At 67.0% G+C, this 14,859-nt stretch carries 10 protein-coding genes and 1 tRNA gene; 1 reads left to right on the forward strand and 10 read right to left on the reverse strand.

Going from position 1 to position 14,859, the window contains the following annotated elements:
• Positions 1–86 precede the first annotated feature (86 nt).
• From ACGF4C_RS21670 to ACGF4C_RS21715, 10 genes are all read right to left on the reverse strand, one after another.
• Positions 87–3,986 (reverse strand): DNA-directed RNA polymerase subunit beta', encoded by a 3,900-nt coding sequence (locus tag ACGF4C_RS21670; protein ID WP_030413006.1) that lies wholly within the window; start codon positions 3,984–3,986, stop codon positions 87–89.
• 96 nt (positions 3,987–4,082) lie between these two features.
• A complete protein-coding gene (gene rpoB, locus ACGF4C_RS21675) occupies positions 4,083–7,565 on the reverse strand; it encodes a DNA-directed RNA polymerase subunit beta (protein WP_030413005.1) in 3,483 nt (1,160 codons plus the stop codon).
• A 625-nt stretch (positions 7,566–8,190) separates the two neighbouring features.
• On the reverse strand, positions 8,191–8,577 hold the full coding sequence (gene rplL / locus ACGF4C_RS21680; RefSeq protein ID WP_030413004.1) for a 50S ribosomal protein L7/L12: 387 nt from the start codon (positions 8,575–8,577) through the stop codon (positions 8,191–8,193).
• Between the two features lie 126 nt (positions 8,578–8,703).
• Positions 8,704–9,231 carry a 50S ribosomal protein L10 gene (gene rplJ, locus ACGF4C_RS21685; protein ID WP_030413003.1) on the reverse strand — a complete coding sequence of 176 codons (528 nt, stop codon included), beginning with the start codon at positions 9,229–9,231 and terminating at the stop codon, positions 8,704–8,706.
• Between the two features lie 304 nt (positions 9,232–9,535).
• The gene (locus ACGF4C_RS21690; protein WP_393568363.1) at positions 9,536–10,378 is read right to left on the reverse strand and encodes a hypothetical protein; all 843 of its coding nucleotides are present in this window, start codon (positions 10,376–10,378) and stop codon (positions 9,536–9,538) included.
• Positions 10,379–10,523: 145 nt separating this feature from the next.
• On the reverse strand, positions 10,524–11,240 hold the full coding sequence (gene rplA / locus ACGF4C_RS21695) for a 50S ribosomal protein L1 (RefSeq protein WP_393568365.1): 717 nt from the start codon (positions 11,238–11,240) through the stop codon (positions 10,524–10,526).
• An 80-nt stretch (positions 11,241–11,320) separates the two neighbouring features.
• Positions 11,321–11,755: a 50S ribosomal protein L11 gene (rplK, locus tag ACGF4C_RS21700; RefSeq protein ID WP_030412999.1), complete on the reverse strand. Its 435-nt coding sequence runs from the start codon at positions 11,753–11,755 to the stop codon at positions 11,321–11,323.
• A 195-nt stretch (positions 11,756–11,950) separates the two neighbouring features.
• Entirely contained in the window at positions 11,951–12,826 is an 876-nt protein-coding gene (nusG, locus tag ACGF4C_RS21705; protein WP_030412998.1) for a transcription termination/antitermination protein NusG, read from the reverse strand.
• 72 nt (positions 12,827–12,898) lie between these two features.
• Positions 12,899–13,195: a preprotein translocase subunit SecE gene (secE, locus tag ACGF4C_RS21710; protein ID WP_362142713.1), complete on the reverse strand. Its 297-nt coding sequence runs from the start codon at positions 13,193–13,195 to the stop codon at positions 12,899–12,901.
• 106 nt (positions 13,196–13,301) lie between these two features.
• Positions 13,302–13,374: transfer RNA gene (locus ACGF4C_RS21715), tRNA-Trp, on the reverse strand.
• A gap of 183 nt (positions 13,375–13,557) precedes the next feature.
• Here ACGF4C_RS21715 and ACGF4C_RS21720 point away from each other — a divergent pair.
• Positions 13,558–14,793: a pyridoxal phosphate-dependent aminotransferase gene (locus ACGF4C_RS21720; protein ID WP_201803180.1), complete on the forward strand. Its 1,236-nt coding sequence runs from the start codon at positions 13,558–13,560 to the stop codon at positions 14,791–14,793.
• Positions 14,794–14,859 lie beyond the last annotated feature (66 nt).

The following is a 14,859-nucleotide window of genomic DNA, read 5'->3' on the forward strand; positions in this document are numbered from 1 at the left end:
AGGACAAGTTCCCCCGCGCGGCCCCCAATGCCGCAGGGCGGCCACCCCGGAGGGTGGCCGCCCTGTGGACGGTGTACGGACCAGGATTACTGGTTGTACGGGCCGTAGTCGTAGTCCTCCAGCGGGACCGCCTGGCCGGAGCCGGTGCCGAAGGGCGAGTAGTCGATGTCGTCGTAACCGACGGCCGAGTACATCGCGGCCTTGGCCTCCTCGGTGGGCTCGACCCGGATGTTGCGGTAACGGGACAGGCCCGTACCGGCCGGGATGAGCTTACCGATGATGACGTTCTCCTTGAGGCCGATGAGGCTGTCGGACTTGGCGTTGATCGCCGCGTCCGTCAGGACTCGGGTCGTCTCCTGGAAGGAGGCGGCCGACAGCCAGGATTCCGTCGCCAGCGAAGCCTTGGTGATACCCATCAGCTGCGGACGGCCGGAGGCCGGGTGGCCGCCTTCCGCCACGACGCGACGGTTCTCGCTCTCGAACTTCGTGCGCTCCACCAGCTCGCCCGGCAGCAGCTCCGCGTCGCCGGACTCGATGATCGTCACGCGGCGCAGCATCTGCCGGATGATGATCTCGATGTGCTTGTCGTGGATCGCCACGCCCTGGCTGTTGTAGACCTTCTGGACCTCGCCGACCAGGTGGACCTGGACGGCACGCTGGCCGAGGATCCGCAGCACGTCGTGCGGGTTGATCGCACCCACGGTCAGCGGCTGGCCGACCTGGACGTGGTCGCCCTCGCCCACCAGCAGACGGGCGCGCTTGGAGACGCCGTAGGCCGTCTCGTCGCTGCCGTCGTCCGGCGTGACGATGACCTTCTTGGTCTTCTCGGTCTCCTCGATCCGGACGCGGCCGGCCGCCTCCGAGATCGGGGCGACACCCTTGGGCGTACGGGCCTCGAAGAGCTCGACGACACGCGGCAGACCCAGGGTGATGTCGTCACCGGCCACACCACCGGTGTGGAAGGTACGCATCGTCAGCTGGGTGCCGGGCTCACCGATGGACTGGGCGGCGATGATGCCGACCGCCTCACCGATGTCGACCAGCTTGCCGGTGGCCAGCGAACGGCCGTAGCAGAAGGCGCAGGTGCCGACCGCGGACTCACAGGTCAGGACCGAGCGGGTCTTGACCTCCTCGACGCCGTGCGCGACCAGCTGGTCGATGAGCACGTCACCGAGGTCGACGTTCGCGGAGGCGACGACCTTGCCGTCGACGACCACGTCTTCCGCCAGCATGCGGGCGTAGACGCTGGACTCCACGTCGTCCGCCTTGCGCAGGACACCGGCGGCGTCCTTCGAGGCGATCCGCAGCTTGAGGCCGCGCTCGGTGCCGCAGTCCTCCTCGCGGATGATGACGTCCTGGGAGACGTCGACCAGACGACGGGTGAGGTAACCGGAGTCGGCGGTACGAAGGGCGGTGTCCGCCAGACCCTTACGGGCACCGTGCGTGGAGATGAAGTACTCCAGCACGGACAGACCCTCGCGGAACGACGCCTTGATGGGACGCGGGATGGTCTCGTTCTTCGCGTTCGACACCAGACCACGCATACCGGCGATCTGCCGCATCTGCATCATGTTTCCTCGGGCACCCGAGTCAACCATCATGAAGATGGGGTTCGTCTTGGGGAAGTTCTCGTTCATCGCCTCGGCGACCTCGTTGGTCGCCTTGGTCCAGATGTTGATCAGTTCCTGAGTGCGCTCGTCCTTGGTGATCAGACCGCGCTCGTACTGCTTCTGGACCTTCTCGTCCTGGGCCTCGTAGCCCGCGACGATGGCCTTCTTGGCCTCCGGCACGACGATGTCCGACACGGCGACGGTGACGCCGGAACGGGTCGCCCAGTGGAAGCCGGCCGCCTTCAGGTTGTCGAGCGTCGCCGCCACGATGACCTTCGGGTAGCGCTCGGCCAGGTCGTTGACGATCGCGGAGAGCTGCTTCTTGCCCACCGAGTAGTCGACGAACGGGTAGTCCTCGGGCAGCAGCTCGTTGAAGAGCGCACGGCCCAGGGTCGTCCGCAGCCGGAAGCTGTCACCCTGCTGCCACTCGGGCTCGCCCTCCTCCGGAACCGGCGGGGTCCAGCCGCGGGGCGGAACCGTGCCGATCGGGAAGCGGATGTCGACCTTCGCCTGCAGCGAGAGCTCGCGGGCGTCGAAGGCCATGATCGCCTCGGCGACCGAGCCGAAGGCCCGGCCCTCGCCCTTGACCTCGCGCTCCTCTTCATCCGTGGTGAGGAAGAAGAGGCCGAGCACCATGTCCTGGGTCGGCATGGTGACCGGACGGCCGTCGGCCGGCTTGAGGATGTTGTTCGAGGACAGCATCAGGATGCGGGCCTCGGCCTGCGCCTCCGCGGACAGCGGGAGGTGGACGGCCATCTGGTCACCGTCGAAGTCCGCGTTGAACGCGGTGCAGACGAGCGGGTGGATCTGGATGGCCTTGCCCTCGACCAGCTGCGGCTCGAAGGCCTGGATGCCGAGGCGGTGCAGGGTGGGCGCACGGTTCAGCAGCACCGGGTGCTCGGCGATGACCTCTTCGAGGACGTCGTACACGACGGTGCGGCCGCGCTCGACCATGCGCTTGGCCGACTTGATGTTCTGCGCGTGGTTCAGGTCCACCAGGCGCTTCATCACGAACGGCTTGAAGAGCTCCAGCGCCATGGCCTTGGGCAGACCGCACTGGTGCAGCTTCAGCTGCGGGCCGACGACGATGACGGAACGGGCCGAGTAGTCGACGCGCTTACCGAGCAGGTTCTGACGGAAGCGGCCCTGCTTGCCCTTGAGCATGTCGGACAGCGACTTCAGCGGACGGTTGCCGGGGCCCGTGACCGGGCGGCCGCGGCGGCCGTTGTCGAAGAGCGCGTCGACGGCCTCCTGGAGCATGCGCTTCTCGTTGTTCACGATGATCTCGGGCGCGCCGAGGTCGAGAAGCCGCTTCAGGCGGTTGTTGCGGTTGATGACACGGCGGTACAGGTCGTTCAGGTCGGAGGTCGCGAAGCGGCCACCGTCCAGCTGCACCATCGGACGCAGGTCCGGCGGGATCACCGGGATGCAGTCCAGCACCATGCCCTTGGGGCTGTTGCGGGTCTGCAGGAAGGCGGAGACGACCTTCAGGCGCTTGAGCGCACGGGTCTTCTTCTGGCCCTTGCCGGTCCGGATGATCTCGCGGAGGCGCTCGGCCTCCTCCTCCAGGTCGAAGGTCTCGAGGCGCTTCTGCAGCGCCGCGGCACCCATCGAACCGTCGAAGTACGTGCCGAAGCGGTCACGCAGCTCGCGGTAGAGCAGCTCGTCGCCCTCCAGGTCCTGGACCTTGAGGTTCTTGAAGCGGTTCCAGACCTCGTCGAGGCGGTCGATCTCGCGCTGCGCTCGGTCGCGCAGCTGCTTCATCTCACGCTCGGCACCCTCGCGCACCTTGCGGCGCACGTCGGCCTTGGCGCCCTCGGCCTCCAGCTCGGCCAGGTCGGTCTCGAGCTTCTTGGCGCGGGCCTCCAGGTCGGAGTCGCGGCGCTGCTCGATCTGCTGGCGCTCGACGGAGACGTGGGCCTCCAGCGAGGGCAGGTCGCGGGTGCGGCGCTCCTCGTCCACGAACGTGATCATGTACGCGGCGAAGTAGATGACCTTCTCGAGGTCCTTCGGGGCCAGGTCCAGCAGGTAACCCAGCCGGCTCGGGACGCCCTTGAAGTACCAGATGTGGGTGACGGGAGCGGCCAGCTCGATGTGGCCCATCCGCTCACGGCGCACCTTGGCGCGAGTGACCTCGACGCCGCAGCGCTCGCAGATGATGCCCTTGAAGCGGACGCGCTTGTACTTACCGCAGTAGCACTCCCAGTCCCGGGTCGGGCCGAAGATCTTCTCGCAGAAGAGGCCGTCCTTTTCGGGCTTGAGGGTGCGGTAGTTGATGGTCTCCGGCTTCTTGACCTCACCGTGGGACCACTGACGGATGTCGTCAGCGGTGGCGAGGCCGATCCGCAGCTCGTCGAAGAAGTTGACGTCGAGCACTATGCGTCAATCCCTCTCAGGGTCGTATCTAGATGGTCTGAACGGGGTCCGGGGAGCGGCCGGGAACTCCTGGGCAGAAGCTCCCGGCCAGACCCGTCAGACCTCTTCGACGCTGCTCGGCTCGCGCCGGGACAGGTCGATGCCGAGCTCCTCCGCAGCGCGGAAGACGTCCTCGTCGGTGTCGCGCATCTCGATGGACATGCCGTCCGAGGACAGCACCTCCACGTTGAGGCACAGGGACTGCATCTCCTTGATGAGGACCTTGAAGGACTCGGGGATGCCGGGCTCCGGGATGTTCTCGCCCTTGACGATGGCCTCGTAGACCTTCACGCGGCCGGTGACGTCGTCGGACTTGATCGTCAGCAGCTCCTGGAGGGCGTATGCGGCGCCGTAAGCCTCCAGCGCCCACACCTCCATCTCACCGAAGCGCTGGCCACCGAACTGGGCCTTACCACCCAGCGGCTGCTGGGTGATCATCGAGTACGGACCGGTCGAGCGGGCGTGCAGCTTGTCGTCGACCAGGTGGTGGAGCTTGAGGATGTACATGTACCCGACCGAGATCGGGTCCGGGAACGGCTCACCGGAGCGGCCGTCGAAGAGCTGGGCCTTGCCGGAGCTCTTGACCATCCGCTCGCCGTCACGGTTGGGGAGCGTCGACTCGAAGAGGCCGGCGAGCTCGTCCTCGCGCGCACCGTCGAAGACCGGGGTCGCGACGTTGGTGCGCGGCGCGACGTCGTCGGCGCCGATCGCCTGGAGTCGCTGCTGCCACTCCTCGCCGCCCTCGACCTTCCAGCCCTGGCTGGCGAGCCAGCCGAGGTGGATCTCCAGGACCTGTCCCGGGTTCATTCGGGACGGGACACCCAGCGGGTTGAGGATGATGTCGACCGGGGTGCCGTCCTCCAGGAACGGCATGTCCTCGACCGGCAGGATCTTCGAGATGACGCCCTTGTTGCCGTGGCGGCCGGCGAGCTTGTCACCGTCGGTGATCTTGCGCTTCTGCGCGACGTAGACGCGGACCAGCTGGTTCACGCCCGGGGGCAGCTCGTCGCCCTCCTCGCGGTCGAAGACGCGGACGCCGATGACCTTGCCGATCTCACCGTGCGGCACCTTCAGCGAGGTGTCGCGCACCTCGCGCGCCTTCTCACCGAAGATCGCGCGGAGCAGGCGCTCCTCGGGGGTCAGCTCGGTCTCACCCTTGGGCGTGACCTTGCCGACGAGGATGTCGCCGGCGACGACCTCGGCACCGATCCGGATGATGCCGCGCTCGTCGAGGTCGGAGAGGACCTCCTCGGAGACGTTCGGGATGTCCCGGGTGATCTCCTCGGGGCCCAGCTTGGTGTCACGGGCGTCGACCTCGTGCTCCTCGATGTGGATCGAGGAGAGGACGTCGTCCTGCACGAGGCGCTGCGACAGGATGATCGCGTCCTCGTAGTTGTGGCCCTCCCACGGCATGAACGCGACGAGCAGGTTCTTGCCGAGCGCCATCTCGCCCTGGTCCGTGGACGGACCGTCGGCGAGGACCTGGCCCTCGATGACCCGCGCGCCCTCGTCCACGACGACCTTCTGGTTGAAGGAGGTGCCCTGGTTGGAGCGGGTGAACTTGGCGACGCGGTACGTGGTGTACGTGCCGTCGTCGTTGGCGACGGTGATGTAGTCCGCGGAGACCTCCTGGACCACACCGTCCTTCTCCGCCTTGATGACGTCGCCGGCGTCGACCGCGCAGCGGTACTCCATGCCGGTGCCGACCAGCGGCGACTCCGCCTTGATCAGCGGAACGGCCTGGCGCATCATGTTCGATCCCATGAGCGCGCGGTTGGCGTCGTCGTGCTCGAGGAACGGGATCATGGCGGTCGCGGCCGACACCATCTGGCGCGGCGAGACGTCCATGAAGTGCACCTCGTCGGCGGGGACCAGGTCGACCTCGCCGCCGCGGCGGCGGACCAGGACACGCTGCTCGGCGAACCGCATGTCGTCGGTCAGCTTCGCGTTGGCCTGGGCGATGAGGAAGCGGTCCTCCTCGTCGGCGGTGAGGTAGTCCACCTCTTCGGTGACCTGACCGTCGACGACCTTGCGGTACGGGGTCTCGATGAAGCCGAAGACGTTGACCCGGCCGTACGAGGCGAGCGAGCCGATCAGACCGATGTTCGGGCCTTCCGGCGTCTCGATCGGGCACATGCGGCCGTAGTGCGACGGGTGCACGTCACGGACGTCCAGGCCGGCCCGCTCACGGGAGAGACCACCCGGGCCCAGCGCCGACAGACGGCGCTTGTGGGTCAGACCCGACAGCGGGTTGGTCTGGTCCATGAACTGGGACAGCTGGCTGGTGCCGAAGAACTCCTTGATGGAGGCGACGACCGGCCGGATGTTGATCAGCGTCTGCGGCGTGATCGCCTCGACGTCCTGGGTGGTCATGCGCTCGCGCACGACGCGCTCCATACGGGCCAGACCCGTGCGGACCTGGTTCTGGATGAGCTCGCCGACGTTGCGCAGACGACGGTTGCCGAAGTGGTCGATGTCGTCGGTCTCGACGACGATCGTGGTGCCGTTCTCGCCGATCGTCTCGGTCTCGCCGGCGTGCAGCTTGACCAGGTACTTGATCGTGGCGATGACGTCGTCGGTGGTGAGCACACCGGCGTCCAGCGGCTCGTCGCCACCGAGCTTCTTGTTGACCTTGTAGCGGCCGACCTTGGCGAGGTCGTAGCGCTTCGGGTTGAAGTAGAGGTTCTCCAGCAGCGTCTGCGCGGCCTCGCGGGTCGGCGGCTCGCCCGGACGCAGCTTGCGGTAGATGTCCAGCAGCGCGTCGTCCTGGCCCTGGGTGTGGTCCTTCTCCAGGGTGGCGCGCATGGACTCGTAGTCGCCGAACTCCTCGAGGATCTGCTCGGTGGTCCAGCCGAGCGCCTTGAGCAGGACGGTGACGGACTGCTTGCGCTTGCGGTCGATGCGCACACCGACCATGTCACGCTTGTCGATCTCCATCTCCAGCCAGGCACCCCGGGACGGGATGATCTTGGCGGAGAAGATGTCCTTGTCGGACGTCTTGTCGATGGAGCTGTCGAAGTACACGCCCGGCGAGCGGACCAGCTGCGACACCACGACACGCTCGGTGCCGTTGATGACGAAGGTGCCCTTGTTCGTCATGAGCGGGAAGTCGCCCATGAAGACCGTCTGGGACTTGATCTCACCGGTCTCGTTGTTGGTGAACTCCGCCGTGACGAAGAGCGGGGCGGCGTACGTGAAGTCGCGCTCCTTGCACTCGTCGATGGAGTTCTTCGGGGGCTCGAAGCGGTGGTCGCGGAACGTCAGCGACATCGACCCGGAGAAGTCCTCGATCGGGGAGATCTCTTCGAAGATCTCTTCAAGACCGGACTTGGTGGGAACTTCCTGCCCACTCTCCAGCGCAGCCTCGACGCGACCCTTCCATGCGGCATTGCCGAGCAGCCAGTCGAAGCTTTCGGTCTGCAGCGCAAGGAGGTTCGGAACCCCGAGGGGCTCCTTGATCTTCGCAAAAGAGATGCGCAGCGGGGCGGTGCTGTCGCCGTTGTTCGTATTGGCAGTCGAGGCGTTGCGCGAGGCGGCCAAGAGGGGGTCCTTCCGAGGGCTCGGACTCACTACGCGCGTACCGGTCCCGAATCGAGCAGACTGAGGGAAAGCCCAGGTCAGGGCGGATCATCCAGCTTTGCTCGGGCTCGGATATGCCCCTGGTGACGGGCAGGGAGCAGCTAACAGGCAGCGCAAAGGGTCAGTGTAGCCACAAGGCCCACTGATGTCCAGGGCGAGTTTCCGGAGACCGGTTCAGCACCGTGATACCGATCTTCTCCCTCCGGGAAGTCGCGTCCTCCGTCGCGCCGGAGGATCCCCTCGTTTGTTCTTCTCAATGCCCTGCGCCTGCCGAAAGCCCTGCGCCAGTGGCGCACACCGATGCTTCCCTCTTCGTCGGCGATCCATGCCTCGAACCCTGGATCGCTTCAGCGTCGCGTCCCGAGAATTGCGCGCCGCGTCCGGTTCGTCAAGGCCCCCCACCTCTGCGAGATCGTCACATGGGAGCACGTCCGGGCAACGAAGATCACCATACTCGCACTCCGGCCGGAGACAACGCAGCCCGGGCGAGCACGCCGAAGGGCGACCACCCGTATGGGTGATCGCCCTTGGCTGGGTGTCCGTTACACCTCAGGTGACACGGACGTGAGTCGGAGACTCAGTGGGGTCACTTGACCTCGACGGAGGCACCGGCGCCCTTGAGGGCCTCGGCGGCCTTCTCGGCGGCGTCCTTGGCGACCTTCTCGAGGACCGGCTTCGGGGTGCCGTCCACGAGGTCCTTGGCCTCCTTCAGGCCCAGGGAGGTCAGCTCACGCACGACCTTGATGACCTGGATCTTCTTGTCGCCGGCACCGGTGAGGATGACGTCGAACTCGTCCTTCTCCTCCTCGGCGGCGGCGGCCGGGGCACCCGGGGCACCGGCGGCGACGACGGCGGCCGGGGCGGCGGCGGTGACGTCGAACTTCTCCTCGAACGCCTTCACGAACTCGGAGAGCTCGATGAGGGTCATCTCCTCGAACTGCGCGAGCAGGTCTTCCTGGCTGAGCTTCGCCATGATGGGCGGTCCTTCCACTAATTCGGCTGGTGCCGGATGTACATGTGAGGCGGGCGTACGTTCGGGCCCGCTGTGGCCTCCCGGCCTAGGCGTACCTGGGCGCGGGGTGCCAATGTGCGAGCCGAATTACTCGGCACCGCCCTGCTCGGCCTGCTTGGCGCGAAGCGCTTCCGCGGTGCGGACGAACTTCGACGGCAGCGCCTGGAAGAGCGCGGCAGCCTGCGACTGCTTGCCCTTCATGGCACCGGCCAGCTTGCTGAGCAGAACCTCGCGGGACTCGAGGTCCGCAAGCTTCTTGATCTCGTCGGCGGACAGCGCCTTGCCTTCAAGGACACCGCCCTTGATGACGAGAGCGGGGTTGTCCTTGGCGAAGTCACGAAGACCCTTCGCCGCCTCGACCGGGTCACCGGTCACAAAGGCGACAGCCGTCGAGCCACTGAGGTGCTCGTCCAGCTGAATCCCGGCCTCATTGGCCGCGATCTTGGTCAGCGTGTTCTTCACCACACGGTACTGAGCGTTCTCGCCGAGCGAACGACGCAGCTGCTTGAGCTGCGCCACAGTCAGTCCGGTGTAAGAGGTCACAACAGCTGCGTTGGAGTTACGGAGCTTCTCCGTGATCTCCTCAACGGCTGCGATCTTGTCGGACGTCGCCATGAGCCTCGGCCTCCTTCCGGGTGATGAGGACCGCGCAGAAGGGGCTGGGCAAAACAAACGCCCCGGCGCAGGCGCACGGGGCGAGAACTCGACCAGGCTGACGCCCGGGAGCTTTCTTCCAGTCACCTGCGCAGGTCGTCCGCAGCTAGCGGATCCTTCGGCCGCAACACGCCCGAGGTTCGGACGCACGACGACAACCAGCGGTCTTTGGCTTCCCGCATACGGTACGGGAGCGACCTGCGTCAGGCAAATCGGCCGACAGGGGGCGCCGGCCGCGCCCCCTGCCCGCCGTTCAGCGGCTCACTTACGGCTTGCCGACCTTGTCGAAGTCCACCGTGTCACCGGCCGCCGGCACCTGGTCGGGGACCTTGGTGCCGTAGTTCGAGTAGAAGACCGTGGAGTCGTACGGAACCTTGCCGCCGACCAAGTGCTCACGCTTCTTGACCAGCAGGTTGTCCGAGCCGATCCACAGGTCGATGGCCTCCTGGCCCGCACCGGACGCCTTGAGCTGCTGCTGCAGCGCCTGCATGTCCGACTCGCTGACGTTCTTCGACTGCATGCGGGTCAGCTCGGAGATCGAGAGGGTGCCGGTGTAGTGGGTGGCCTGGACGCCGCGGACGTCCTCCTTGCCGGTCTCCTTGACCTTGCCGGAGGCGATCAGCAGCTCCATCGCCCGGGTCGGGTTGTTGTTGTTCATCTGGTCCTTGATCAGGGCGCCGGCCGGGCCCATCTTCTTGGCCAGGACGTCGTAGTCGTACTTGACCCAGGACTTGCCGCCCACCGGCGTGCCCATGTTCATGTACATCGCGTCGGACGTGTAGACCGCCTTCGTGGGCCGGCCGGCCAGCATCCCCGCGGACTGCGTGATGTCGAGGTTCATCCGCATGCCCTGGGACCAGTCCATCGCACCCTTCATCGACTGGGTGGAGGTGGCGTTCTTGAGCGTGCCGTCGACCTGGGCGGACTTCTTGCCACCCGTCTGCTGTGCCGCCGTCTTCAGCGACGCCAGCGCGACCTGGAGCGGGGACTGGCCGGAGCCCGATCCGCCGCTGCCACCGGCGTTGTCGCTCTTGCCGCCGTTACAGGCGGTCAGGCCGGCCATCATGACAACTCCCGCCACCACGGCGGTCATACGCGTGCTGCGCACTGGGCTCCCCCTTAGAAATCCCGTACTGGGCGTCGGGAGGACTTTAGACCAGACGGGTGACACCGCATGCGTCAGGCCCCGCCCTCCGTGCGGGAGAGCGGGGCCTGAAGGCGTTACGCGCGCTGTGAGGCGTCGATCAGGGAGATCAGACGGCCTCGTCCTCGACGAGGAGGTTGCGGGTGCGGTTGCTGTCCACCGGGATGCCGGGGCCCATCGTGGTGGTGATGGTGGCCTTCTTGATGTACCGGCCCTTGGCGGCGGACGGCTTGAGGCGGGTGATCTCCTCAAGGGCCGCGGCGTAGTTCTCCACCAGCTTGGTCTCGTCGAAGGAGACCTTGCCGATGATGAAGTGGAGGTTCGCGTGCTTGTCCACGCGGAACTCGATCTTGCCGCCCTTGATGTCGGTGACAGCCTTGGCGACGTCCGGGGTGACCGTGCCGGTCTTCGGGTTCGGCATCAGACCACGCGGACCGAGCACGCGGCCGAGGCGGCCGACCTTGCCCATCAGGTCCGGGGTGGCGACGACGGCGTCGAAGTCCAGACGGCCCTTGGAGACCTCGTCGATCAGTTCGTCCGAGCCGACGATGTCGGCGCCGGCGGCTTCCGCGGCCGCAGCACGGTCACCGGTCGCGAAGACCAGGACCCGGGCGGTCTTACCGGTGCCGTGCGGGAGGTTCACGGTGCCACGGACCATCTGGTCGGCCTTGCGCGGGTCGACACCCAGACGCATGGCGACCTCGACGGTCGCGTCGAACTTGACGGACGCGGTGTCCTTGGCGAGACGGACGGCCTCGAGCGGGGCGTACAGACGCTCCCGGTCGATCTTCGCGTCCGCGTTGCGAAGAGTCTTGCTGCGCTTCACTTCTGCTCCTGATGCAGTGGGATGGAGTCGTGGTCCGGACCAGCGCGTGGTCCTGCCACGGGGTGCCAAAGGGGCTGGGATCAGCCCTCGACCGTGATGCCCATGGAACGGGCGGTGCCGGCGATGATCTTCTCGGCGGCGTCCAGGTCGTTGGCGTTCAGGTCGGGCATCTTGGTGGTGGCGATGTCACGGACCTGGTCGCGGGTGATCTTGGCGACCTTGGTCTTGTGCGGCTCGCCGGAGCCCTTCTCCACGCCCGCGGCCTTCAGGATGAGCTTCGCGGCCGGGGGGGTCTTGGTGACGAAGGTGAAGGAACGGTCCTCGTAGACCGTGATCTCCACCGGCACGACCATGCCACGCTGCGACTCGGTCGCGGCGTTGTAGGCCTTGCAGAACTCCATGATGTTGACGCCGTGCTGACCCAGCGCGGGGCCGACCGGCGGAGCCGGGTTGGCCGCACCGGCCTGGATCTGGAGCTTGATGAGCCCCGTGACCTTCTTCTTCTTGGGAGGCATGCTCTCTCCGGGTCCTAGTGAGAGGTGTTTCGCCGATCCATCCGGTCATCCGGATGGAGGCATACCGCACAACGATAACGGGTATGGTCGCGCGGCCAAAAACCGACAGGTCAGACAGGCTGGCGCCCGTCTGACCTGGCCGGTGGCTGGTGGTCCGGAAAGGCCCTGCGGCCCTCCCGGATCAGGGGAACTCGATCAGTTCTTCTGGATCTGGTCGAAGGACAGCTCGACCGGGGTCTCCCGGCCGAAGATCTCGACCAGGCCCTTGACCTTCTTCGAGTCGGCGTTGATCTCGTTGATCGTCGCCTGGAGCGTCGCGAACGGACCGTCGGTGACCGTGACGGAGTCGCCCACCTCGAAGTCCAGGACCTGGACCTCGACCTTGCGGGACGGCGCCGGCTTGCCCTCGGCCGCAGCGGCCTCCTTGGCGGCCTTCTCCTCGGCCTCCGGGGCGAGCATCTTGACGATCTCGTCCAGCGTCAGCGGGTAGGGGTCGTAGGCGTTGCCGACGAAGCCGGTGACGCCCGGGGTGTTGCGGACCACGCCCCAGGACTCGTTCGTCAGGTCCATGCGCACGAGCACGTAGCCCGGGAGCTTGTTCTGGCGGACGGTGCGGCGGTCGCCGTTCTTGATCTGGACGACCTCTTCCTGCGGCACCTCGGCCTGGAAGATGTAGTCCTCGACGTTCAGCGAGACGGCGCGCTGTTCGAGGTTGGTCTTCACGCGGTTCTCGTAGCCCGCGTAGGTGTGGATGACGTACCACTCACCGGGCAGACCGCGCAGTTCGTCGCGGAGGGCGGCCACCGGGTCGACCGGCTCCTGCTCCTCGGCCGACTCGTCCTCGGCGACCTCGGCGGTGGCCTCGGCGTCCTCCTCGACGTGCACCGCGGCCTCTTCGGCGGGCTCGCCGGCGGCGGCTTCCTCGGCGTCGAGCTCGTCGACGGTGTCGGCGCCCTCGACGATCTCCTGCGCGGTGTCTTCGCCCTCGACCTCGGCCGAGGCAGCCGCGTCAACGTCGGCCGCTGCCGTCTCGGCGGATTCGGCGGCGTCGTTCAGGTTCGGGTCAGACACGGTGGCTGCTTCTTCCTGGCTTCAAGGGGTTGAACATGCGAAATGGCGCCCGCGCAGGCGCCCTCCGCGGGATCAGCCGAAGACGTACCCGACGACTCGGTTGATTCCCAAGTCAATCACGGTTACGAGACCGATGATGATGACAACGAAGACGATCACCACACTGGTGTACGTCGAGAGCTGGTTGCGCGTGGGCCAGACGACCTTGCGGAGCTCCGCGATGACCTGGCGGTAGAAAAGCGCGAGACGCGCGAAGGGACCCTTCTTGCCGCGCTTGCCGCCGCGCCGGGGCTTCTTCTGGGACTCGGCGGCCTCGTCCTCGGAGCGACCGCGCTCAGGCATGTCGATGGAGCCCAGGGCGTCCGTCACTCGTCCTCACCTGAATCCGGTTCGTGGCCGTGCCGCGCCCTGCCCTGCCGCACGGCGGTGCATTTCATACGTACACGTGCACGCACTGCGGTGAGAGTGCGTGTAGCAGGGCCGGAGGGACTTGAACCCCCAACCGCTGGTTTTGGAGACCAGTGCTCTACCAATTGAGCTACGACCCTTTGTGGTTCCCCCAACCTACCGCATGCGGGCGACTGCACTAAGTGCGTTCGCCGCGGCTGCCTGTTGAGGGCCAACGGTCAGCGAGTGTACGTGTTTCCGGGCCGGGCGTCGAACAGGATCCCTCCGGGTGGTGGCCACAAACCCGCGTACCGGGCCCGGCGGAGGTCTGCAACGATGCATGTATGAGCGCTGCGAACCCTTCCGTTTCGTCCCCCGCCGACCGCCGGGTCTCGGCCCGCGTCGGTTCGATCTCCGAGTCCGCGACCCTCGCCGTCGACGCCAAGGCGAAGGCCCTCAAGGCCGCCGGACGCCCGGTGATCGGCTTCGGCGCCGGTGAGCCCGACTTCCCCACGCCCGACTACATCGTCGAGGCCGCCGTGGAGGCCTGCCGCAACCCGAAGTTCCACCGCTACACCCCGGCCGGCGGCCTCCCCGAGCTGAAGTCCGCGATTGCCGCGAAGACGCTGCGCGACTCGGGCTACGAGGTCGAGGCCGCGAACGTCCTGGTGACGAACGGCGGCAAGCAGGCGATCTACGAGGCGTTCGCGGCGATCCTCGACCCGGGCGACGAGGTCATCGTGCCCGCTCCGTACTGGACCACCTACCCGGAGTCGATCCGGCTGGCGGGCGGTGTGCCGGTCGACGTGGTCGCGGACGAGACCACCGGCTACCGCGTGACCGTCGAGCAGCTGGAGGCGGCGCGCACGGAGCGCACGAAGGTGCTGCTGTTCGTCTCGCCGTCGAACCCGACCGGTGCGGTCTACTCCCGCGAGCAGGTCGAGGCGGTCGGGCGCTGGGCCGCGGAGCACGGGCTGTGGGTCCTCACCGACGAGATCTACGAGCACCTGGTCTACGGCGACGCGCAGTTCGCGTCGCTGCCGGTGGTCGTGCCCGAGCTGCGCGACAAGTGCATCATCGTCAACGGCGTGGCCAAGACGTACGCGATGACCGGCTGGCGGGTGGGCTGGGCGATCGGGCCCAAGGACGTCATCAAGGCCGCGACGAACCTCCAGTCGCACGCCACCTCCAACGTCTCCAACGTCGCGCAGGTGGCGGCCATCGCGGCCGTCTCCGGCGATCTGACGGCCGTCGAGGAGATGAAGGTCGCCTTCGACCGGCGGCGCAGGACGATCGTGCGGATGCTCAACGAGATCGACGGGGTGCTCTGCCCGGAGCCCGAGGGCGCGTTCTACGCGTACCCGTCGGTGAAGGAGCTGCTGGGCAAGGAGATCCGCGGCAAGCGCCCGCAGAGCAGCGTGGAGCTGGCCGAGCTCATCCTGGAGGAGGCGGAGGTCGCCGTCGTTCCGGGTGAGGCCTTCGGCACCCCCGGCTACCTGAGGCTTTCCTACGCGCTGGGCGACGAGGACCTGGTCGAGGGCGTGTCCCGGATCCAGAAGCTGCTGGCGGAGGCCAAGTAGGGACCACCGGTTTTGGTGGCTGAGCGGGCGGCCGGACGCGTTCCGGCCGCCCGCTCGTGCGTTCTT

It is taken from the genome of Streptomyces sp. NPDC048197, from assembly GCF_043202395.1.
Lineage (GTDB): Bacteria > Actinomycetota > Actinomycetes > Streptomycetales > Streptomycetaceae > Streptomyces > Streptomyces siderophoricus.